Below are 21,957 nucleotides of genomic sequence, written 5' to 3'. Positions count from 1 at the left end.
GTCACTTCTTCTTGTCGTCCCCGTCGAACTTGAACTTCGACGGGTCGAATCCGGGCGGGAGCTCGTTCAAGCCGCCGAGGTTCGGCAGCCCGCCACCAGGAGGCATTCCGGGCATCCCGCCGGGAAGACCACCGGGCATGCCGCCGGGGAACATCCCGGGGAAGCCGCCCTTGATCTTCGGGGGCGTCGGGCCGCGTCCGCCCTTGCCCTTCTTCCCCTTCTTGCCCTTGCGGTTCTTGCTGCCGCCACCGCCGCCGAAGCCCATCCGGCCGGCCATCGAGGCCATCATCTTGCGGGCCTCGAAGAAGCGGTTGACCAGGTCGTTGACGTCGCTGACCTTGACGCCCGAACCGTTCGCGATGCGCAGCCGCCGCGAGGCGTTGATCATCTTGGGGTCGTCGCGCTCGGCCGGGGTCATGCCGCGGATGATCGCCTGGATGCGGTCGAGGTGCTTCTCGTCCAGCATCGCCAGCTGGTCCTTCATCTGACCGGCGCCGGGGAGCATGCCGAGCAGGTTCGCGATCGGGCCCATCTTGCGGATCGCGAGCATCTGCTCCAGGAAGTCCTCGAGCGTCAGCTGACCGGTGTGCAGCTTCTGCGCGGCCTTCTCGGCCTGCTCCTGGTCGAAGTGCTGCTCGGCCTGCTCGATCAACGTCAGGACGTCGCCCATGCCCAGGATGCGCGAGGCCATCCGGTCCGGGTGGAAGACGTCGAAGTCCTCGAGCTTCTCGCCGTTGGACGCGAAGAGGATCGGCTGGCCGGTGACCTCGCGAACGGACAGCGCCGCACCACCGCGCGCGTCACCGTCGAGCTTGGTCAGCACCACACCGGTGAAGCCGACGCCGTCGCGGAACGCCGTGGCCGTGTTGACCGCGTCCTGACCGACCATCGCGTCGACCACGAACAGGACCTCGTCCGGGTTGACCGCGGCCCGGATGTCGATGGCCTGCTTCATCATCTCCTCGTCGACACCCAGCCGACCGGCCGTGTCGACGAGAACGATGTCGTGCTGCTTGGCCTTGGCTTCCTCGATGCCGCGGCGCGACACCGCGACCGGGTCGCCGACGCCGTTGCCCGGCTCGGGAGCGAACACGGGCACGCCCGCGCGCTCACCGACGACCTGGAGCTGCGTCACCGCGTTCGGGCGCTGGAGGTCGGCCGCGACGAGCAGCGGCGTGTGGCCCTGGCTCTTCAGCCACTTGGCCAGCTTGCCGGCGAGCGTCGTCTTACCGGCACCCTGCAGACCCGCCAGCATGATCACCGACGGCGGGTTCTTGGCCAGGTTGAGCCGGCGCGTCTCGCCACCGAGGACGTTGACCAGTTCCTCGTTGACGATCTTCACGACCTGCTGCGCCGGGTTCAGCGCCTGGTGGACCTCGGAGCCCTTGGCGCGCTCCTTCACCTTGCCGATGAAGCCGCGCACGACGGGCAGCGCGACGTCGGCCTCGAGCAGGGCGACCCTGATCTCGCGCGCGGTCGCGTCGATGTCGGCGTCGCTGAGCCTGCCCTTGCCGCGAAGGCCCTGAAGGACGGTGGTCAGCCGGTCGGAAAGCGTGGAGAACACGCCTCCCAGACTAGCTAACCGCTATCCCGTAGCGGGCCAAGGCCTCCAGCAGCACCGGCGGCCGCCTCCCGACCGGAGCTGTGGAGATCTGCGCGAACCGCAGTCCGGCGGCCACCGCGGCCCCGTCCGACACCGGATCGTCGCCCACGTACAGACACTCGTCCGGAGCAACGTCGAGCCGGACGCAGGCCGCGTCGAACGCCCGGATGGAAGGTTTCGAGAAGCCGATCTCGTACGACAACGCGAAGGCGTCGACAGCCAACGACTCGCGAGCGAACACCGGCCGGATGTCCCACGAGATGTTCGAGAGCACTCCGACCTTCAACGGCCGAACGGCAGCCAGCGCCGAAGCAGCATCGGAGTACGGCAGCCAGAACGCCGGGTCGTGCAGCCGCTGGAACAGCGAGTCCGGCATGGTCAGCCCCGCCAGCCGGAACAACGTCCAGTAAGCCGACCGGTTCGCCAGCGCCGTCAGATCGCGTGCGTCCCACACGGCACGTTCGGCCGCGTTCATCCGTGCGATGTAAGGCGCCGGCGCACGCAGCACGGAGAGATGCGGCGGCGACAGCCATCGAGAGGTAGGACGCCCGAACAGGGTGCCTGCGAAGTCGAAGACGACAGCCTTGATCACGACACCATGATGCGCAGACCACCCGAGGTTCCCGCACGGGTGAGCAGCGTCACGCTCGCGAACCCGAAGGGCACCCAGCCCGCCTCGAACTGCGCGCGCATCGACGAACCACGGCGGACGTGACGTTCGAAGGCATGGGCCCGCACGACCCGCCGGCGGGCGATCTGGCCGTCCAGGGCCTGCGCCGCCGAGGCGTCGAGCCACAGGAAGTGACGTTGACGCCCCGACAGCAGACCGGCGAGCACGAGCATGAAACGCGTACCGGGACGGGTGGACGGCTCGTGCACGACCAGCAGGCCGGTCGAGAACAACGCCGCCCAGAACACCCTCAGACGGTGCGTGAGGTGCACGAACACGCGCCAGTACTTGTACGGCAGCGGCACACGCGGCTCCAGCCACATGCGCACTTGGTCGGAGTCGAGCACGGTGACCGGTTCATCCGCGTCCAGGCGCGTGAGCAGCGTCGTCTTGCCCGCGCCGGGAATCCCGGCGAGGACGACGAGTGAGCGCGGCTGCACTCGGACTGCGGTGGTCTGCGTGTTCAACACGGCGGTCATGTCCTAGAAGACGTTCTGACCATCCTTCTCGTTCAGTTTGGTCCGTTTTCACACCAAATGCACAGCGATCACCGCCACACGACGGCCCGGGCAGCGGCGTCCGCGTGCCGGAGGTGTCCCAGATCACGGCCCGCGCGGAGTTCCCGGCATCCGAGGTGTACGGGACGCCCGCAACGTGGTCAGCGCCAGAGAACCGCTTGCGGGTAACCGCCCTCCTGCACGGTCCCCGCGATCAACCCGGACCGGTTGACCTGCACGGCAGACCCCGAACCACCCGGCAGCACAACGGGTTTCGTATCGCCCTCGACCCACCGCACCGGCACGCCGCGCGACTCCCCGACCGCGACACCGGCGTTGTTGACCGACCACACCCGGCTGGCCCGCTCGTCGGTTCCCGGTGCCTCCTGCAGCGGAACGCTCGCCCCGTCCGCCTCCCAGGCCGCCGGCACCCGACGCGGCTGCTTCGTCTCGACATCGCCGACGACGTAGCCGAAGTCGTTGATGTCGTACGCGTGCGCGTCCCCGCCGTTGAGCGCCTCGATCCGGCCACCGTTGCTGCGGAACGCCCGCGTCTGCGTGGTCACCGGCTCGACAGACGACCCGACGACCACACCGCTTGCGTTGATCGCCCTGACCTCGGTGAACCCGCCGAACGTGCCGAGGTCCGACACACGACCGCGCGGGTCCCAGCGCACCACGTGGACGCTGTTGTCCGCGAACGTGGCGGTGCCGGCGATGAATCCGCGGTCGTTCACCTGCGACGCGTTGATCGTCCAGGCTCCCGGCAGCGTGGCCAGCACGGTGAGCTTGTTGCCGACCCACTTCACCGCACGACGTTCCTGACCGACGACCGCGTCACCGACGACGACACCGGTTTCGCTGATCGCCCACGCACGGGTCGCGGTGACACCCGGCGGTGTGGCCAGCACCGTGACCTGGTCGCCGTCCCACTGCACCGCGCGCCCACCGGCTCCACCGACGACAGTGCCGCTGTTGTTCAGGTCGGACACCGAGGAGTCACCGCTGCCGAGATCAGGCAACTGGGTGACCTTGCCGTCCCTGCTCCACCGCACGGCGTGCTGGGCGCCGCTGCCGACGGACACCCCGGCGGCCTCACCTGCGTCGTTCAACGCCACGGGTCGACTGCCGAGATCACCGGGCAGCGGACCCAGCTTCACGAGACCGGGACCGGCGTGAGCGGGTGTGACCACGCCCAACGCCAGCACGGCGGACAGCACTAGAACGGATCTGCGCACTGAGGCCCTCCCAAGCCTTTGGCGCGCAAGGGGAAACACCGGCCGGAGCTGCGGACGGCGGGGATTGCACGGTGCCTCCCCCGGCGCCGCGAATGATCACCGTCAGCCTGCCCCGGCCGGGCCTGCCCGTCCAGAAAGTGTTCCACCCCTCGAGGACGCTTTCCGGACAGGACAAAGACTGCCGGGTTCCGGAACCGCACAGGAGCGTGAGCACCCCAGGAGGTTGTGCGTAGAGCTACTCAACTCCTACCTAGCCGCCTCCAGCACGGCCCGTTCGATCCGCCGCCGATCCAGGTCGGTGCCGGTGATGCTGAACGAGTCGACGACGGTCGCGCCCAACGTGGACACGCGCGCCCACTGCACATCCACCCCGCACTGCTCCAACGCGCCGGCGACCCGGTGCAGCAGTCCGATCCGGTCGGCCGCACGCAGCTCCAGCACCACTGCGCCGGTCGCCTCGTCGTCGAACCACAGCACCTTCGCGGGCGGCGGGTCGAGCGGCGGGCCGCCGTAGTCGCGTTCCTTCGCGGCGAGCTTGTCCGCCAACGGCAGCGAGCCCTCGATCGCCCTCGACAGCTGTTCGCGCAGCAACGTCGCGTCCGGCAGCGAACCGAACCGCGGCGACACCGTGAACGCGTCCACCGTCGCACCGCCGTGCGAGCGCAACGTCGCCGCGTGCACCTCCAGCGAGTTCAAGGCCAGCACGCCGGCCGCCTTGGACAACATGCCCGGCCGGTCCGGCGCGAGCACCGTCACGACTGCCGCGTGGTCCTGCTTGTCCAGCAGCACGTCCGGTTTCCCCGACGCCGCAACACGTTCCGCCATCGCGATGAACGAAGGATCGAGCGGCTCCTGTTTGGGCAACGGCTCCCCGGCCATCGCCTTGCGGCACCGCTTGACCAGATCGGCCAGCAGAGCAGCCTTCCAGTCCGTCCACACGCCCGGCCCGGTCGCCAGAGAATCGGCCTCCGACAAGGCGTACAGCAGTTCGAGCAGCACGGTGTCGCCACCGAGCGTCTCCACCACCCGGTGGACAGTGGCCTCGTCCTCGACGTCACGCCGAGTCGCGGTGTGCGGCAGCAGCAGGTGGTGCCGGACCATCATCGAGAGCGTCTCGACGTCCTGCGGCCACAGCCCGATCCGCTCACCGATCTGGGTCGCCAGCGCCGCCCCCACCTCGGAGTGGTCCTGCGGCCGGCCCTTGCCGATGTCGTGGATCAACGCGCCCAGCAGCAACAGGTCCGGCCGCGAGACCGTCGTGGCCAGCCGGGCGGCGTGCGCGACCGTCTGCACCAGATGCCGGTCGACCGTCCACATGTGCGCGGCGTCGCGCGGCGGCAGGTCCCGCACCGCACCCCACTCGGGGAACAGCCGGCCCCACAGGTCCGTGCGGTCCAACGCTTCCACGACGTCCACGAGCCCACTACCGCTGCCCAGCAACGCCAGCAGCTCCTCGCGGGCCTCGCGCGGCCACGGCTGGCGCAGCTCCGGTGCCGAGTCCGCGAGCCGGGACAACGTGCCGGTCGCGATCGGATGCTTCGAACGCGCCGCCGCCGTGGCGACGCGCAACAACAACGCGGGATCACGGCTGGGAACCGCGTCACGGGCCAGAGAGACCTCAGACCCGTGCAGCACAACGCCTTCGTCCAACGGTCTGCGCGGCGGCTGCCCGCGCAAGAACGCGCCGAGCCCGCGCTTAGGTGCCGCAGCCCGAGCCGTCCTAAGTGCAACGTCGAACGCGTAGACGACCGTGCGTGCGGCAGAAGAAAGTGAACGGGCCAAAGCGAACCGATCGGCCAGGCCCAACGCCGAAGCCACCTCGTCACCGTCCTGCGCCCGCAGCACATCCCGAGGCTTACGAGCCACCCGGCGAAGTTCGGTCCGGACGTCCAACAGCAGCTTGCGAGCCTCGGCGACGTCAGCCGACGGCCGGTCCACGAGCTGCGCGACCGACAGCGCGTCCAGGATCGTGAGGTCCCGCAGGCCACCGCGTCCGTGCTTCAGGTCGGGTTCGACGCGGTGCGCGATCTCGCCACCACGGGCCCAGCGCTTCTGCGACGACTCGGCGATCTCGTCCAGCCGGTTGCGCACGTTGCCGCGCCACGCCTGCCGCGCGCCGTCCGCGAGCTTCTGGGTGACCTCCAGGTCACCGGCGACGTGCCGGATGTCCAGCAGCCCCAACGCGGTCCGCAGATCGCCGGCCGCGACGCGCAAGGCCTCCCCGACCGTGCGGACGGAGTGGTCGAGCCCGATCCCGGAGTTCCACAGCGGATACCAGAGCTTCTCGGCGATCTCGTCGATGTTCTTGACGCCGTTGTGCACCAGCACAAGGTCGAGGTCGGAGTAGGGCACGAGCTCACGCCGCCCCAGCCCGCCGACCGCCACGAGCGCGATACCCGATCCGGATATCCCCGCTCCCCCCGCGTGTTTGGTCAACCAGAACTCGTGCAGGTCCACGAGTGCCTCGCGCAAAGGTTCGGCGGCCAAGCGACGACGACCTGGTGCGAGCAGCCTTTCGCGCGCTCGCACCAGGTCGTCAGCCGTGACGACGGCCGTTTCGTTGTTCTCCACGGACCGTCTCCTTCAGTTATTTACAGAGCATCCGATCCACGTTCGCCCGTGCGGACCCGCACCACTGCGTCGACCGGAGTGACCCAGACCTTGCCGTCGCCGATCTTCCCGGTGCGGGCGGCCTCGACCACCGCGTCCAGCACCTTGTCGACCTGGTTGTCGTCGACGACGACCTCGATCTTGATCTTGGGCACGAAGTCCACCGAGTACTCGGCACCGCGGTAGACCTCGGTGTGGCCCTTCTGGCGGCCGTAGCCCTGCACCTCGCTGACGGTCATGCCCAGCACCCCGAGCTGTTCCAGGGAGCTCTTCACGTCGTCGAGCGTGAACGGCTTGATGATCGCGGTGACCAGCTTCATTTCTTGTTGCTCCCCTCAAGGACCGCAGTCGCGCCCGCGGTCACGCTCGGCTTGCCGGTACCACGCGCACTGGTGAGGCTGCCGTACTCGTAGGCGCGCTCAGCGTGCTCAGCTTCGTCGATCGAGGCGACCTCGGCCTCCTCAGACGCGCGGAACCCGACGGTGAACTTCACCAGGTAACCGAGCAGCAGGCTCAGCACGAACGAGTAGCCGAGGACCGCGAACGCACCGACGGCCTGGCGCCACAGCTGGTCGACACCGCCGCCGTAGAAGAGACCGTTGATCTTGGCCGGAGCCGCCTCGCTGGCGAACAGACCGATCAGGATCGTGCCGGACAGACCACCGACGAGGTGCACGCCGACGACGTCGAGCGAGTCGTCGTAGCCGAGGCGGTACTTGAGCGACACCGCGAGGGCGCAGAGGACACCGGTGATCGCGCCGATCGCGATGGCGCCGACCGGGGTGACCGAGGAACAGGCGGGCGTGATCGCGACCAGACCGGCGATGACACCGGACGCGGCACCGAGCGTGGTGGCCTTGCCGTCACGGATGCGCTCCGTGAGCAGCCAGCCGAGCATCGCGGCGCAGGTGGCGACCAGGGTGTTGATGAACGTGACACCGGCGAGGCCGTTCGCACCGAGCGCCGAACCGGCGTTGAACCCGAACCAGCCGAACCACAGCAGGCCGGCGCCGAGCACGACCAGCGGCAGGCTGTGCGGCTTCATGGGCTCCTTCGGCCAGCCGACGCGCTTGCCGAGCACGATCGCGAGCGCGAGACCAGCCGCACCGGCGTTGATGTGCACCGCGGTACCACCGGCGAAGTCGATCGCGAGGAGCTTGTTGGCGATCCAGCCACCGGGGTCGATGACGTTGCCGTCAGCGTCCTTGCCGTCGAAGTCGAAGACCCAGTGCGCGACCGGGAAGTACACGATCGTCGCCCACAGACCCGCGAACAGCAGCCACGGGCCGAACCGCGCGCGGTCGGCGATGGCGCCGGAGATCAGCGCGACCGTGATGATCGCGAACATGGCCTGGAACGCCACGAACACGGTGCTCGGGATCTTGCCCGACAACGAGTCGGCGGCCAGCAGCCCGTCGAGGCCGAAGAACTCGAACGGCTTGCCCAGCAGGCCCGCACCGATGTCCGCGCCGAATGCCGCCGAGTACCCGAACAGCACCCACAGGACACCGACCACGGCCATCGCGCCCAGGCTCATCATCATCATGTTGAGCACGCTCTTCGAACGGACCATACCTCCGTAGAAGAAGGCAAGGCCCGGCGTCATCAGCAGCACCAAGGCGGCGCTGGTGAGCACCCAGGCGGTGTCCCCTGTATCCACTTCGACCTCCACTGCACGTCGGTTGCAGGGAGCATCGGGATGTCCTGTTTCACCCGCTTACGTGGAACGTTTCGCGGAGGTGAACTGACGACCTGGACGTGTTACGTCTGCGTTTCGCGGCGTTCACGGTCTCGATTCGGCCACCTCACGGCGCCGGACTGGTTACCGTCGGCAGATGCGCGCGCTCGCGATCGTGTTGCTGGTCGTCGCCCTTTCGGCGTTCGGTGCTTACGTGTGGTTGATGTCGAACCTGTTCCCCAAGCCCTCGCCTTCGTCCTCACTTCCAGAGACCACCTACGCACCGACCACGTGGACGGAGCCCCAGGTTCTGGAGGCCAAGGTCGTGACCGCGAACGGGTTCGGCGTCGTCTCGCGAGGCCAGCAGGTCACGAGCGGGATCGTCAACGACACGGGGACCTGTACCGATCCGTTGAACGCGCTGGTCGCCGTCCAGCACACCGGACGCGCCAGGGTCACCCTCGAAGTCCGGCCGCACCCGAACCAGCAGCTCGTGATCAAGGCCGTCGAGGTGCACGTCGCCCGCACCTACGCACCGACCAGGAACCCGGCGTACCTGTACCACTGCGCCGGCACCGCCGCCGCTCCCGCGACCCGCGTGCAGGTCGAGTCTCGGGAGGGCGCGCGGTTCCCCGTGGAGGGCCCTTGGCCGCTCCCGGTGCCCGCCGACGGGTACCGGCAGGACATCGAGATCGAGCTGAACGGCACGGATGCCGTCGACCTGAGCGTCCGGCTCGACTACACGCTCGACGGCAACAGCGACTACACCATCAGCCGGCCGGCGGCATGGAGTCTGATCATCGAACCCCGGCCTGCCGACGTCACGGGGCACTGGACGTGGTGCGACCGGAAGTGGCGTGTGGGCGAACGCTGTTAGCGGCGCACCTCGCTGTACCCAGAAGCGTTGTTGAGCACGGTCAGCGGCAACGCGGCGATCAGCAACGCCACCACCAGCCCGCTAGCGACCACCGCCGCGAACCCGAGCGTCGGCAGCGGCCCCTTCGTCGCGAACAACGTGACCACGCCCAGCGCCACCCCGAGCCCGGTCATCGCCACCAACGGCACCCCGGTCTCCAGCAACACGACCTTCCGCAGCTGCCCGAGCGTGGTCCCGGCCGCCCGCAGCAACGCGAACGAGCGGCGCCGTTCGATCACGCCTCCCACCGCGCCGGCCGCGACACCGCACGCCGCGACCACCACCACTGCGGCGATGGCGAAGTGGACCGCGGACTCGACGTCGTCCCAGAACCGTTGTTCGCGCAGCACGAACTCGCGGCGGGTGTTGATGATCGCCCGCGGTGAGGCGACGGCCTCGCGGGTGCGGATGCGTTCCTCGTCCTCAACCGTGCCGTTGCTGATGATGTCGCGGTCACGGCTGTCGAACACGGTCACGACGCCGGGTTCGGTGCCGGTGCCTGGCTGGTCGCCGTACGCGCTGACCATGCCGCTCAGATAGGTCGCCGCGAAGGCCGCGAACACCAGCGCACTCGCCGCGCGGAACGACGCCTTCGGGTCGTGCTCGATCCGGCGGGCGGCCAGCACCGCGGTCGCACTGGAAGCACGCGCCAGCAACCGCCCGACCTGCAAGCACACCCACGGCCCAACGATCGCGACACCCACCAACGTCGCGATCACGAACAACGAAGTCAGCTCGTCGAAACCGGCCGACGACGTGTAGGTGACGACGAACAGCCCGCCCAGCCCGACTGCCAGCGGCAGGACGCGCAACGCCGTCGGCGGCCTCGAGGCGATCCGCCGGACGATCCCGAGCGGGCCGATGTTGACCTGGTGCAGCGAGATCACGGACACCGCGACCGCGAGCAACGGCACCAGGATCAGCACGAACCACGGCGCGCGCACGTCGGCCGCGTGGAAGTGGAAGCCCTGGTAGGTGGCCTCGGCGGCGAGCCACCGGCGTCCGCCCTCGTAGGCGAGCCAGCCGAGCAGAGTGCCCGCGATCGCCGCGATGCCGGTCTCCGCCGCCGCGATCAACGCGGTCTGCGTCCGGGTGGCGCCGATCAGCCGCAACGCCGCAAGGCGCCGTTCCCGTTGTGCCGCAGCGATTCTCGTCGCCATCGCCACGAACACCACGACCGGAACGAGCAGCACCAGCGCCGCGATCCCCAGGACGACCCGCGCGAACGCGAAGAAGGCGTGATCAGGCTCGGTCGCGATCCCGGACACCTTGAACATCCCGGGAACAGGCGCCTGCATGCCGACGACGGCGATGAGCTGATCCGGATGAGCCAGCACCTCGACCGGAACAGCTCCGACCACGCGGCCGGGATAGCGATCGTCGAGCTGATCGTCCGGAGTGGACTCGAACAACCGCTGCATCGCCGGTGACGCAACGACTTCACCGGGACCGGGCAGCGAGAAGCCGGGAGGCTGTGGCGAGTCGGGACCGACGTCGGTGACGTGGATCCGCAGCATCTCCTCGCCGCGGAAGTAGTCGGTGACCGTCAACCACATGACGTCGCCGGAACCAGGCGTGTCCTCGCGGGTGTACTGCCACGCCGAACGATCAGAACGGCCCTGCAGCGCGCTCTGAGCCGTGAGGCAGAGCATCAGAACCGTCACGCCGACGGCCACGCCTGCGGCCGTGAACGCGAAACGCGCCCACGCACCCTTCCCACGAGGCCACCACAGGCCAGCCATGGACGGACTATACCCCCGGCGTATACACCGGGGGTATAGTCATCGACCTGCTAGAACTTTAGAACGGGCCGGCCGGAACCTTCGGCTTGGCCGACTGGATCTGCGCCTGCGACGAGGGCTCGACCGCCGCACACGTGGTGCCGTTGCGCGGCAGCTTCAGCGAGACCAGGTACTCGTTGTTGATCTTGAGCGTGCACTCGCTGCGGTCGTACACGCCGTGGCCCCAGCCTTCGTAGGTCACGAAGACGGTGGTGTCACGGGACTGCTTGTGCGCGTTGACGGCCCACTCGTAGACGGTCGCCGTGTCGTAGCGCGCGTTCGTGAGCAGGATCTTCGGCGCGTTCTTGATCTTCAGCGGCCGCTGCGGGTTCGTGGCCTTCGGGAACCCGACGCAGCCCATCATGGCGCCGTGGCCGATCGACGAGCCACGCGTGTTCGGCGCGACCTTGTTCTCCATCGCGTTGAGCGCCTTGTACTCGCCGTACGAGCTGACGCGCAGGTTGTAGTCGTTGCAGAAGACACCCGCGAACGGGTTCTCGAACGTCTCGCCCTCGGCGAACTTCGCGGCCACCGGCGCACCGGAGACGAGCGTCGCGATGTAGTCCGCGAACGGCTTGAAGGCCGGGCCGTAGCCCATGCCGACCACGTTGGCGCCGAGGTTCTCGGCGGTGATCACGCGGCCGTTCTGGTCCTTCAGCTCACCGCGGTCGGCCTTGGCGAGCAGGTCCTTCCAGATCTTGCGGAGGTCCTTGCCGTAGAAGGGCGACGTCGGCGTGCGGTCGCTCCACTTGACCCACTCGTTGAACATGTCCTCCGCGCCACGCGCCTCGGTCTCGAGGAACTTCCACGTGCCGAGGCTGTGGTCCATGTTGGAGTCGATGATCATGGCGCGGATGTTCTTGCCGTACCGCTCCGCGTAGTGCTGGCCCATGATCGTGCCGTACGAGACGCCGTAGTAGTTGATCTTCTTCTCACCCAGCGCACGACGGATCGCGTCGATGTCCTGGGCCACCTCGGCGGTCGAGGCGTGGTCGAAGATCGCGCCGGACTGCTTGCGGCAGTCCGCCCGGAGCTCCTTGTTGAACGCGACCAGCTGGTCGTACTCGGCGGCGTTCTTCGGGTAGTCCGAAGGCGCCTTCTGCATCAGGTCGGCCGAGCACTTGATCGGCTGGCTGCGCGCGACACCACGCGGGTCGAACCCGATGACGTCGAACTTGTCGACGATCTCCTTGCTGAAGTAGCGGTCGGCGCCGAACGAGAAGTCGACGCCGGAACCGCCGGGGCCACCGGGGTTGATGACCATCGAGCCGATCTTGTTCGCCTGGTCGTTCGCCTTTCTCCGCGACACGGCCAGCTGGAACTTCTCGCCGTTGGGCTTGGCGTAGTCGATCGGCAGCTCCAAGAAGCCGCAGTCGACGGTCGGCACCTCGGCACACGGCTTCCAGTCGATCGCGCCGACCTTGAACTCCGGCTGCCCTTCCGGAGCTGCGGACACGAGCGGTGACATACCCAGTACCAATGCAGAACTCGCGAGCGCGACCCCGAAGACGCGCGTCATCGGTTGCATGGATTTCCTCCCGTAGATCCCCGATCTTGCGAGAGGGAACGCTTCCACCGATCGTGTGACGCAGACAACCAACCGAGGTAGGGAACAGAATCAGACCGTGGTCGGACAACCACGATCAGTTAGTCGTTTTGGCCCACATCGTGTGCAGGTGGGCTAGCCCGTCACTCGTAGGGGTTCCGAGCACTCGGAGCCTTGCCATCCCGCCGTCCGGATAGATGTCGAGCCTGACGTGCGTCGCCTCGGCACCGTCCACGACGAACCGGTGCCGCGTGTCGGGCTGCAGCCTCGTTCGCGGAAGGACGTCGAACCAGGCGTCGGGGTCCTTGCGCTCGTCACAACCGCTGACGGACGCCCAGCCCGGAGCGTTGCCCTTGAAGTGGCTGGTGTCGAGCTCGACGAGCTGCACGACGCCAGGTGCGGCGAGCCGGACGGACACCCAGTCGTTGCCGTCGTCACGCCGGCGCGCGGTCTCCCAGCCCTCGCCCATGACCGTGGCCTGACCAGGGGCGATGAGGTTGTTGGGCGAGCTGTAGAACATGTTGCTGCAGCCGGTGACGACCGCGCCGTTCTCCAACGCGGCCAGGTCGATGCCGCCGACGAGCAGACGCGGGTCCGCGATCGGTTCGCCGTGCACGCGCAGCCGGGCCACGCCGCCGTCCGGGTCGATCGTGAGCCGCACGTGCGTGACGCGGCGGCTCACGTCGACGTCGAAGAAGTGCTTGTCGTCGCCCTTCAACGCCGACCGCTCGACCAACGGGAACCACTCGGTGATCTCGTCGGCGGTCGGGTAACCCTCGACGCTCGCGCCCTCGACCCAGCAGAACGGCGGGTAGTTGCCCTTGAAGAACGCCGTGTCGACGACGATCCCGCGCACGACACCGGGCAACCCGAGCCGGATCACCGCCTGGTCGACGCCGGCCTCACGGCGGCGCCGGGTCTCCCAGCCGTCGTAGATCTGCCCTTTGTGACCGAAGGTGTAGGTCTGGTAGACCGGCTCGGCGGGCTTGATCAGGTTCTCCCGCTCGGCGAACAGCTCGTCGTTCGCCCACACCACACCACCTCCGACCGCACGTGAGGCGAGATCGGGCAGCCGAGTCCACTCCGTCATGCTTCTCCTCGTCTGAGCAACTTGCCTTGCGTTGTGCTGACTTCCTTGCCACGCAACCACGTCTGCCGCACGACGCCGTACAGCTCGCGCCCGTGATACGGCGTGACGGGGTTGCGGTGGTGGAGTGCGTTCTTGTCCACCACGAAAGTCTGATCCGGCGCGAACACCACGAGATCCGCGTCCTTGCCGACCTCAATGGCGCCCTTGGTCTCCAGCCCGACCTGCCGCGCCGGGTGCGTGGCCATCCAGCGGACGACGTCGGTGAGGTGGAAGTCGCGTTGGCGGGCGCCCGTCCACACCGCGGGCAGACCGAGTTGCAGCGACGCGATGCCGCCCCACGCCGTGGCGAAGTCGCCCTCCTTCAGCTCGACCGTGCTCGGCGAGTGGTCGCTCACCACGAGGTCGATGAGACCTTCCCGCAGTCCCCACCAGAGGGTTTCGCGGTTCTCCGCCTCGCGGATCGGCGGGCAGCACTTGAACTCCGTCTGCCCGTCGTGGATCTCCTCCGCCGTGAACGTGAGGTAGTGCGGGCAGGTCTCCGCGGTGATCGGCAGGCTCTCCCGTTTCGCGGCTTCCAGGATCGAGAGAGCGTCCGACGACGAGAGATGCAGGATGTGCGTGCGCGCGCCGGTCTTGCGGGTCAGCTCGACGACATCGCTGATCGCCCGGTTCTCGGCCTCACGCGGTCGTGACGCGAGGAAGCCCGCGTAGTCAGGTTCTGACTCACGGACGGTGTGCGCGTCCTCGGCGTGCACGATCGTCAACGCGTTGAGTGTCGCCAGTTCTCTCAGTGCCGCTTCCAGCTCGGCCTTCGTCACGGCCGGGAACTCGTCCACACCCGAGTGCAGCAGGAAGCACTTGAAGCCGAAGACGCCGGCCTCGTGCAACGGCTTCAGGTCGGCCAGGTTGCCGGGGATGATGCCGCCCCAGAACCCGACGTCCACGCTGACGTTGGCCGCGGCCTTGCGCTTGATCTCCAACGCGGCGGTCTCGACCGTCGGCGGAATGCTGTTGAGCGGCATGTCGATGATCGTCGTGACGCCACCGGCAGCGGCGGCGCGGGTCGCCGTCTCGAAGCCCTCCCACTCGCTGCGGCCCGGGTCGTTGACGTGCACGTGGGTGTCGACCAGACCGGGCAGCAGCACCTCGTCGTCGGCGAGGTGCACGACGTTCGGCGAGTCGATGTGCGGTTCGACGGCCACGATCCGGCCGTCGACCACACCGACGTCGCACGCGATCTCGCCCTGGGGGGTGATGACCCTGCGGGCGCGGAACACCAGGTCCATGTCCCTCACTCTGACACCCAGTCGCGGGCGATGCGACCGCCGAGCTCGGCCAGGAGCGGTTCGGCCTGAGCCATGCACCGCGTGACATCGGGCTCGATGTCCAGCAACGCGTAGGCGGCCTTCAACCCCAGGTCACCCGGCGCGACCGAGCACTGGCCCGCCACCGCGACCACCGGCACGTCACCGGAGGCCCTGACCACGCCGAACGGCGCTTTGCCGTGCCGGGTCTGCGCGTCCAGTGATCCTTCGCCTGTGATCACCAGACGCGCGTCGCGGACCGCCTCGGCGAACCCGACCAGTTCCAGCACCACCTCGATGCCTGGCCGGAACCTGGCACCCAGCACCGCGAGCGCCGCGAACCCGATCCCGCCGGCCGCACCCGCTCCCGGCTGTGAGGCGTACTCCACGCCGATCCGTTGGGAGAACGCTTCGAGCCGGGCTTCGAGGATCTCGACCTGGTCGGGTGAGGCACCCTTCTGCGGCCCGTAGACCGCCGCCGCGCCGGTCGGCCCGAGCAACGGGTTGTCCACGTCCGAGGCCAGCACGAGGTCGACGCCATCGAACGACGCCTTGCCGAGCGCCTCCAGCATCCCCGCGCCGCCGTCCGTGCACGCACTGCCGCCCAGCCCGAGCACGATCGTGGTGCAGCCGACGTCGAGCGCCGCCTTCAGCAGCTCACCGACGCCGTAGCTGGTGGCTTCGAGCGGTGCCGGCCGGTCGAGCAACGTCAGCCCGGCCGCCGCGGCCACCTCGACCACGGCGGTGGTGCCGCGAACCGCGAAGGACGCGGGCACGGGCTTGCCGATCGGGCCGGTGACCCAGCGCCCGACCTTCAGGAACCCGGCGGCGACGGCGGCGTCGACCGTGCCGTCGCCACCGTCTGCCACCGGGAGGAGGCGCACGTCCACGTCCGGGGCCGCCTCCCGCAGGCCGCGCGCGACGGCGGCAGCGACCTGCGGGGCGGTGAGCGATCCCTTGAACTTGTCCGGCGCAACGATCACGTGACTCACGGCAGCGGCTCGAATTCCTTCATCGCGGCGATCGACGTGCCGTTGGCCGTGTTGCCCTCGCGTTCGATCATGATCTCGACGAGGACCGGTCGTGACGTGCGGTCCGCTTCCTTCCGCGCCCACTCCAGCGAGCTGCGGATCTCGCCCGGATCGGCCACGCGGATGCCGGAGCAGCCGTAGGCCTCCATGATCTTGACGTTGTCCGAGCCCGTGGTGTCGTAGTGGATGTCGACCTCGTACTTCATGTCGTAGCCACCGTGGTCCTCGGCCATCCGGATCAGGCCCAGGTACTCGTTGTTCAGCATGATCAGCACGAACGGCACGTCGTACTGTGCGCCGACCGCGAGCTCCTCGACCAGGAACTGGAACGAGTAGTCGCCGACGATGCCCACGACCTCGGCGTCCGCCAAATCTGAATGTTGCAGTGCCTTCTTGACCCCGATGGCCGCCGGGATCTCCCAGCCGAGCGGGCCTGCCTGGCCGCAGACCTGGTAGTGCCGCGGCTTGTGCGCCTTCTGGTGCTGGCCGGACCAGATCTGGTAGAGCCCGATGGCCGTGACGAAGTAGGTGTCCGGGCCGTAGAACTCGTTGATCTCCTTGAACACCCGCGGCGCCTTGACCGGCACGGTGTCGAAGTCCTCGCGCCGCAACAGCGTCCGCTTGAGCTCCTGGCAGCGGTCGACCCACTCGCCCGCCGCGCGTGGCCCGTGCTTCTTCGCCTTTTCAAGCAGGGCCTGCAGGAAGAGCTTGGTGTCGGCGACGATGCCGAGGTCCGGTCCGAACACCTTGCCGATCTGGGTCGGCTCGATGTCGACGTGGATGAACTTGCGGTCGCCGCGGTAGGTCGCGAGGTCGCCGGTGTGCCGGTCGCCGAACCGTGCGCCCAGCGCCAGCACCAGGTCGCTCTCCAGGAACGACGCGTTGCCGTAGCGCTGCGAGGTCTGGATGCCGGTCATGCCCGCGTAGAGCGGGTGGTCCTCGTCGATCGCGCCCTTGCCCATCAGCGTGGCCTGGATCGGGATCTGCAGGAACTCAGCCAGGTCCAGCAGCTCGGTGGCCGCCTCGCCGAGGATGACACCGCCACCGGCGAGCAGCAGTGGGCGTTCGGCGGCCAGCAGCATCTCCAGCGCCCGTTCGACCCGTGCGTCGGAGGGCGCGCTTTTCACCACCGGCAACGGCTCGTCGATGGTCGAGTCCCACTCGATCTCCTGCTTCTGCACGTCGATCGGCAGGTCGATCAGCACCGGGCCAGGACGGCCCGAGCGGGCGATCCGGAACGCCTCGCGGAAGATCCACGGCATCTGCGCGGCTTCCTTGACCTGCACCGCCCACTTCGTGACGGGTGCGGCGATCGAGACGATGTCGACGGCCTGGAACGCCTCCTGGTGCAGCTTCGACACCGCGGCCTGGCCGGTGATGCACAGGATCGGCACGGAGTCGGCCTGCGCGGTGTACAAGCCGGTGATCATGTTCGTGCCGGCCGGGCCGGACGTGCCGATCGCGACACCGACGTTGCCGGTCGTGCGCGACCAGCCGTCGGCCATGTGCGTGGCGCCCTCCTCGTGCCGCACGATGAGGTGCTCGATCGAGCCGTCCTGCTCCATCGCCTTGTAGAGCGGCAGGATCGCGGCGCCGGGGCAGCCGAACACGGTGTCGATGCCCTCGGACTTGAGGACCTCGACGACCGCTTGCATGACTGGGATCTTCGGCATGTGTCAGGCCCTTCCCGCGAAGTTCTCGATGACCTTGAGCAGCGCGGAGTGGTCGAGCGACCCGTAACCCTGCGCGCGTCCCGCCGCGACCAGTGCGGCGATGAGGTTGGTGACCGGCAGCGCGACGTCGGCAGCGCGTGCCGCGTCCAGCGCGATGCCCATGTCCTTGTGGTGCAGGTCGATCCGGAAGCCCGGCTGGAACTCGCGCGCGATCATGGTTTCGCGCTTGAGGTCCAGGATCCGGTTCGCCGCGAGACCGCCCGCCAGCACGTCCAGGCCCGCCTTCGGGTCGACGCCGGACGCCTCCAGCAGCACGATCGACTCGGCGACCAGTGCGTAGATGCCGCCGACCATCAGCTGGTTCGCGGCCTTCACGACCTGGCCGGCGCCGTGCGGGCCGACGTGCACGATCGTCTTGCCGACGATCTCCAGGAACGGCCTGGCCGCCGCGAAGTCCTTCTCCTCGCCGCCGACCATGATGCTGAGCGACGCCTGGACGGCACCGGTCTGACCACCGCTGACCGGCGCGTCGAGCACGCGCACGTGGGAGAGCTTGCGAGCGATCTCGATCGACGTGGACGGGCGGATCGTGCTCATGTCGATCAGCAGCGTGCCGTCGTCGAACGTGACCTCGTTGACCACGGCCTCGACCTGCGGGTGGTTCGGCAGCATCGTGATGACGACCTCGGCGCCGCTCACGGCCTCCTGCGCCGACTTAGCCGCGGTGCCGCCGTCGGCGACCAGCTTCTCGAGAGAGGCCGAGCTGAGGTCGAAGCCCGTCACGTCGTGTCCGGCGGCTACGAGGTGGGCCGCCATCGGGCTGCCCATGATGCCGAGGCCGATGAATCCGATGCGGGTCATGCGTTGTCCCTCCAAGAGAAGGAGTGGGTGACGGGCTTGTACTCGGCGCCGACGAAGCCCGTGTAGCCGTTGGCGCGGAGCTTCGCGAGGTGCCCGAAGATGTCGAGCTCACCGGTGCCGGGCTCACCGCGTCCGGGAGCGTCGGCGATCTGCACGTGACCGATGAGGTCGACGTGGTCGGCGAGGGTGTCGAGGTCGTCGCCGTTGGTGGCGAGGTGGTACAGGTCCGCGAGCAGCTTCACGTTGCCGCGGTCGATCTCGTCGATCAGGTCCAACGCCTGTTGGGCGGTCTTGATCGGGTACAGCGGCGCACCGCTGAGGGGCTCGATGACGATCTGCGCTCCGATCTCCGCCGCGACATCTGCGGCGAAGCGGTAGTTCGAGATCGTCTGGGCGCTGGTCTCGTAGTTGCCGTGCAGCGCGTTGAGCGTGCGGCAGCCGAGGCGGGCCGCGATGGCCGCGGTGATCTCGACGTTCGTCCGGAACTCGGTCTCGCGGCCGGGCCAGCTCGCGAGCCCGCGGTCGCCCGCCGGCATGTCGCCCGCGAAGAAGTTGAGGCCGACCAGGCGCACACCGGCGTCCTGGATCGCGGCTTCGAACGCCTCGATCTCGCGTGTCTCGGGTACGGCGTCCGCGAACGGCCACCAGATCTCGACCGCGTCGAACCCGGCGGCGCGCGCCGCTTGCGGGCGTTCCAGCAACGGCAGCTCGGTGAAGAGCATGGACAGGTTTGCGTCGAACATCTCTGGGCCGTTCCTTCCACATTGCGGAAGTTCAATTTCGCTCTATGGAGACACTAGACATCTCGCTCGGCTCAGGTCAAGAATGTGGAAGTTAGATTCCGCGATACAGAAACTTGGAGAGCCGTGGAGAGCTTCAACAGCGCCCCGGAGGCCGAACTGCGACCTCTGCTCACCGAGTGCCTCGCGGTACCCCGCTGGGTCGACGCGATAGTGGCGGGCAGGCCGTACGCGTCGATGGATGCACTCCTCGCGGCTTCTCACGTTGCCGCACAAGGACTTTCCGACGAGGAGGTGCTCGGCGCCATCGCCGGGCACCCGCGCATCGGCGAACGACAGAAGACAGGTGGGGTGTCAGCGAAGTGGTCGCGGTCCGAACAGTCCGGTGTGGACAGCAGTCAGGCTGATCGCCTGGCGGCTGCGAACGCCGCGTACGAGGATCGGTTCGGGCACATCTACCTGGTGTGCGCGACCGGCCTGAGCGGTGCGGAGATGCTCGACAACCTGTCCAGCAGGATGGACAACCCGCCGGATGTCGAGGTCCGCGTCGTCAACGACGAACTCGCGAAGATCGCCGCCTTGCGGCTGCAGAAGCTGATCGGGAGCTGAACAACATGGCCATCGTCTTGGGCCCCAACCAGTACGGCAAGGCGGAGAACCGCCTCGTCACGGTGTCGCGCAACGGTTCCGTGCACACGATCAAGGACCTGACGGTCAGCACCTCGCTGCGGGGAGACCTCGCCGACACGCACCTGACCGGCGACAACGCCAAGGTGCTCGCGACGGACACGCAGAAGAACACCGTCTACGCGTTCGCCAAGGAAGCCCCGGTAGGTGAGATCGAGGACTTCGCGCTGCGCCTGGGCCGGCACTTCGTCTCGTCGCAGGAGGCGATCACGGGTGCGCGGGTGTTGATCGACGAGCACGGCTGGGACCGCATCGACGGCCACGACCACTCGTTCGTCCAGGGCTCGAACGAGAAGCGCACCACCGCCGTGACGATCGAGGGCTCGCAGGCGTGGGTGGTGTCGGGCGTACGCGACCTGGTGGTGCTGAAGTCGACCGGGTCGGAGTTCCACGGCTACCCCAAGGACCCGTACACGACGTTGAAGGAGACCAACGACCGCATCCTGGCGACGTCGGTGACGGCCCGCTGGCGTTACATCGGCACGGACGTGGACTGGGCGAAGTCGTTCACCGAGATCCGCTCGATCATGCTGAAGACGTTCGCGGACAAGCACTCCCTGTCGTTGCAGCAGACGCTGTACGCGATGGGTGAGGCCGTGCTGCAGTCCCGCCCCGAGGTCGCCGAGGTCCGGCTCTCCATGCCGAACAAGCACCACTTCCTGGTGGACCTCAGCGCGTTCGGCCTGGAGAACGACAACGAGGTCTTCTACGCCGCGGACCGCCCGTACGGCCTCATCGAGGGTTCGATCCTGCGGGACGACGCTCCTGACGCGGGTCTCGCCTGGAGTACTTTGCCAGCCTTCTGAACACGACCGGGTTCATGAGCGAGGCGGGTCCGTCGATCATGTGCAGTACGCGGAGAAAGCGGACGAACAACCCGGAGTCCCGGGTGATCGCGATCTGCCACTTCTTCATGTACCAGCCGAAGACGCGCGTGAGCGGGCCCGTCTTGCCACCGCCCTCCACCCACCCCTGGTCGGCGTTGCTGGACAACAACCACGACCCCTGCGCCGCCTTGGCGACCTTGCGCTGGAAGTCCCGGCACCCCTTGGCGGTGAAGTCGTCGTGCCGCCGGAACAACAGCGCCTCCAACGCGGCCACCGTCATCCCCTGTCCGTACACGGGGTTGAACGCGCACACCGAGTCGCCGACCGCGACGAGCCCGCCCGGCCAGTTCTCCACGGCCTCGAAGGCGTTGCGGCGACTGGCCGTCCGCGCGAACAGGTAGATCGGGGTGAGCGGCTCGGTCTCGCGCAGCAACTCCGCGATCGGCCCGCGCAACGACTCCAGGAACACCTGGTACTCGTCGGGGTCGCGCGGCGGGTGGTCCCCGCCCGATCCCTGGGCGGTGACCATCAGCCGGTCGCCCTCGATGCGCATCACCGCACATCCACGCGGGGTGTCCGGCGCCGACAACGACTCGGCGACCAGCGCGGGAAAACCTTCCGGCGCGGTGTGGATCCTGGTCGCGTACCCGGTGCGGGAGTCGACCACCTCTGGTTCGCCCGTCGTGATCCCCGCCTCCGCCAACCACTCCGGCAGCTTCGACGACCGCCCGGTGGCGACGACCACGAGATCGGCGTCGACCCGGCCGTCCTTGGTCAACACCCCGTCCACGGTCGAACCGCTGAACGACAGCCCGGTGACGTGCACGCCGTCGACGATCTTGGCCGTCACACGCCGTCGTATCCAGGTCTCCAGCAGCGGACGGCTCACCGAGAGCAGCCGCATACCGGTCCCGTCCGTCGAGGCCAGCCAGCCGAGCGGGTTGAGGATCCGCACCTCACCAGCGTCGATCAGCGCCGCTCCGGCCTGCACGAGCTCGTCGTACAGGCCGGGGAACAGCCCCTCCATGATCTCGCCACCGCGCACGAGCAACGCGTGCACGTGCCTGCCCTGCGGCACGCCCGCGCGGTACTCGGCCTCGTCGGAGAGCTTGTCCCGTTCCAGGACAACGACTTCATGAGACTCGCTCAGCACACGGGCCGCCAGCAAGCCGGCGATTCCCCCACCCACCACCACGGCCTTCATG

19 protein-coding genes are annotated in these 21,957 nt (G+C 68.2%); 3 read left to right on the top strand and 16 right to left on the bottom strand.

Features of this window, described 5'->3' with window-relative positions; all coding sequences use genetic code 11:
- Position 1: 1 nt before the first annotated feature.
- The 7 genes from ffh to LFM09_RS28410 all read right to left on the bottom strand — a co-directional run bounded on the left by ffh (position 2) and on the right by LFM09_RS28410 (position 8,278).
- Positions 2-1,564 (bottom strand): signal recognition particle protein, encoded by a 1,563-nt coding sequence (gene ffh / locus LFM09_RS28440; protein WP_414099629.1) that lies wholly within the window; start codon positions 1,562-1,564, stop codon positions 2-4.
- A gap of 10 nt (positions 1,565-1,574) precedes the next feature.
- Positions 1,575-2,195: an HAD family hydrolase gene (locus tag LFM09_RS28435; protein ID WP_414099628.1), complete on the bottom strand. Its 621-nt coding sequence runs from the start codon at positions 2,193-2,195 to the stop codon at positions 1,575-1,577.
- A complete protein-coding gene (locus LFM09_RS28430) occupies positions 2,192-2,752 on the bottom strand; it encodes an AAA family ATPase (protein ID WP_414099627.1) in 561 nt (186 codons plus the stop codon). Before LFM09_RS28430 ends, LFM09_RS28435 begins: the two co-directional genes overlap by 4 nt.
- 179 nt (positions 2,753-2,931) lie before the next feature.
- Entirely contained in the window at positions 2,932-4,008 is a 1,077-nt protein-coding gene (locus tag LFM09_RS28425) for a hypothetical protein (protein ID WP_414099626.1), read from the bottom strand.
- Between the two features lie 246 nt (positions 4,009-4,254).
- Positions 4,255-6,579, bottom strand: coding sequence for a [protein-PII] uridylyltransferase (locus tag LFM09_RS28420; RefSeq protein WP_414099625.1), 2,325 nt, complete (start codon positions 6,577-6,579; stop codon positions 4,255-4,257).
- 20 nt (positions 6,580-6,599) lie between these two features.
- Entirely contained in the window at positions 6,600-6,938 is a 339-nt protein-coding gene (locus tag LFM09_RS28415) for a P-II family nitrogen regulator (protein WP_414099624.1), read from the bottom strand.
- Entirely contained in the window at positions 6,935-8,278 is a 1,344-nt protein-coding gene (locus tag LFM09_RS28410; protein ID WP_414099623.1) for an ammonium transporter, read from the bottom strand. The genes LFM09_RS28415 and LFM09_RS28410 overlap by 4 nt, the downstream gene beginning before the upstream one ends.
- Before the next feature lie 175 nt (positions 8,279-8,453).
- Between LFM09_RS28410 and LFM09_RS28405 the strand changes: the two genes are divergently transcribed.
- On the top strand, positions 8,454-9,173 hold the full coding sequence (locus LFM09_RS28405; protein WP_414099622.1) for a hypothetical protein: 720 nt from the start codon (positions 8,454-8,456) through the stop codon (positions 9,171-9,173).
- On the opposite strand, the gene LFM09_RS28400 is transcribed toward LFM09_RS28405, so the two are convergent.
- From LFM09_RS28400 to LFM09_RS28365, 8 genes are all read right to left on the bottom strand, one after another.
- The gene (locus LFM09_RS28400) at positions 9,170-10,954 is read right to left on the bottom strand and encodes an FtsX-like permease family protein (protein ID WP_414099621.1); all 1,785 of its coding nucleotides are present in this window, start codon (positions 10,952-10,954) and stop codon (positions 9,170-9,172) included. The genes LFM09_RS28405 and LFM09_RS28400 overlap by 4 nt on opposite strands.
- A 58-nt stretch (positions 10,955-11,012) precedes the next feature.
- Positions 11,013-12,521 carry an alpha/beta fold hydrolase gene (locus tag LFM09_RS28395; protein ID WP_414099620.1) on the bottom strand — a complete coding sequence of 503 codons (1,509 nt, stop codon included), beginning with the start codon at positions 12,519-12,521 and terminating at the stop codon, positions 11,013-11,015.
- A gap of 115 nt (positions 12,522-12,636) precedes the next feature.
- Positions 12,637-13,629 (bottom strand): allantoicase, encoded by a 993-nt coding sequence (gene alc, locus LFM09_RS28390; protein WP_414099619.1) that lies wholly within the window; start codon positions 13,627-13,629, stop codon positions 12,637-12,639.
- Positions 13,626-14,915, bottom strand: a complete 1,290-nt coding sequence (gene allB, locus LFM09_RS28385) for an allantoinase AllB (RefSeq protein ID WP_414099618.1) — start codon at positions 14,913-14,915, stop codon at positions 13,626-13,628. The genes alc and allB overlap by 4 nt, the downstream gene beginning before the upstream one ends.
- 5 nt (positions 14,916-14,920) lie before the next feature.
- The gene (locus LFM09_RS28380) at positions 14,921-15,925 is read right to left on the bottom strand and encodes a glycerate kinase (protein ID WP_414099617.1); all 1,005 of its coding nucleotides are present in this window, start codon (positions 15,923-15,925) and stop codon (positions 14,921-14,923) included.
- Positions 15,922-17,637, bottom strand: coding sequence for a glyoxylate carboligase (gene gcl / locus LFM09_RS28375; RefSeq protein ID WP_414099616.1), 1,716 nt, complete (start codon positions 17,635-17,637; stop codon positions 15,922-15,924). The genes LFM09_RS28380 and gcl overlap by 4 nt, the downstream gene beginning before the upstream one ends.
- A 3-nt stretch (positions 17,638-17,640) precedes the next feature.
- The gene (locus LFM09_RS28370; protein ID WP_414099615.1) at positions 17,641-18,498 is read right to left on the bottom strand and encodes an NAD(P)-dependent oxidoreductase; all 858 of its coding nucleotides are present in this window, start codon (positions 18,496-18,498) and stop codon (positions 17,641-17,643) included.
- Positions 18,495-19,241, bottom strand: a complete 747-nt coding sequence (locus LFM09_RS28365) for a hydroxypyruvate isomerase family protein (RefSeq protein ID WP_414099614.1) — start codon at positions 19,239-19,241, stop codon at positions 18,495-18,497. Before LFM09_RS28365 ends, LFM09_RS28370 begins: the two co-directional genes overlap by 4 nt.
- Before the next feature lie 84 nt (positions 19,242-19,325).
- Between LFM09_RS28365 and uraD the strand changes: the two genes are divergently transcribed.
- Both uraD and pucL read left to right on the top strand, forming a co-directional pair.
- Positions 19,326-19,847, top strand: a complete 522-nt coding sequence (gene uraD / locus LFM09_RS28360; RefSeq protein WP_414099613.1) for a 2-oxo-4-hydroxy-4-carboxy-5-ureidoimidazoline decarboxylase — start codon at positions 19,326-19,328, stop codon at positions 19,845-19,847.
- Between the two features lie 5 nt (positions 19,848-19,852).
- Complete coding sequence (pucL, locus tag LFM09_RS28355) at positions 19,853-20,731, top strand: factor-independent urate hydroxylase (protein WP_414099612.1); 879 nt, start codon at positions 19,853-19,855, stop codon at positions 20,729-20,731.
- Here pucL and LFM09_RS28350 read toward each other — a convergent pair.
- Complete coding sequence (locus LFM09_RS28350) at positions 20,658-21,956, bottom strand: FAD-dependent oxidoreductase (RefSeq protein WP_414099611.1); 1,299 nt, start codon at positions 21,954-21,956, stop codon at positions 20,658-20,660. The two genes, pucL and LFM09_RS28350, sit on opposite strands and share 74 nt — an antisense overlap.
- Position 21,957 lies beyond the last annotated feature (1 nt).

The sequence above is a fragment of the Lentzea alba genome (genome assembly GCF_047445655.1).
Lineage (GTDB): Bacteria > Actinomycetota > Actinomycetes > Mycobacteriales > Pseudonocardiaceae > Lentzea > Lentzea alba_A.
The sequence above is the reverse complement of the archived record's forward strand: the minus strand, read 5'-3'. Positions and strand labels throughout refer to the sequence as shown.

Bases quoted from the DNA above. Each gene is read 5' to 3' on its own strand.
- pucL (WP_414099612.1), top strand. From the start codon at position 19,853: ATGGCCATCGTCTTGGGCCCCAACCAGTACGGCAAGGCGGAGAACCGC.
- LFM09_RS28395 (WP_414099620.1), bottom strand. From the start codon at position 12,521: ATGCAACCGATGACGCGCGTCTTCGGGGTCGCGCTCGCGAGTTCTGCA.
- alc (WP_414099619.1), bottom strand. From the start codon at position 13,629: ATGACGGAGTGGACTCGGCTGCCCGATCTCGCCTCACGTGCGGTCGGA.
- LFM09_RS28430 (WP_414099627.1), bottom strand. From the start codon at position 2,752: ATGACCGCCGTGTTGAACACGCAGACCACCGCAGTCCGAGTGCAGCCG.
- LFM09_RS28370 (WP_414099615.1), bottom strand. From the start codon at position 18,498: ATGACCCGCATCGGATTCATCGGCCTCGGCATCATGGGCAGCCCGATG.
- LFM09_RS28400 (WP_414099621.1), bottom strand. From the start codon at position 10,954: ATGGCTGGCCTGTGGTGGCCTCGTGGGAAGGGTGCGTGGGCGCGTTTC.
- LFM09_RS28415 (WP_414099624.1), bottom strand. From the start codon at position 6,938: ATGAAGCTGGTCACCGCGATCATCAAGCCGTTCACGCTCGACGACGTG.
- LFM09_RS28350 (WP_414099611.1), bottom strand. From the start codon at position 21,956: ATGAAGGCCGTGGTGGTGGGTGGGGGAATCGCCGGCTTGCTGGCGGCC.
- gcl (WP_414099616.1), bottom strand. From the start codon at position 17,637: ATGCCGAAGATCCCAGTCATGCAAGCGGTCGTCGAGGTCCTCAAGTCC.
- LFM09_RS28405 (WP_414099622.1), top strand. From the start codon at position 8,454: ATGCGCGCGCTCGCGATCGTGTTGCTGGTCGTCGCCCTTTCGGCGTTC.
- allB (WP_414099618.1), bottom strand. From the start codon at position 14,915: ATGGACCTGGTGTTCCGCGCCCGCAGGGTCATCACCCCCCAGGGCGAG.
- LFM09_RS28365 (WP_414099614.1), bottom strand. From the start codon at position 19,241: ATGTTCGACGCAAACCTGTCCATGCTCTTCACCGAGCTGCCGTTGCTG.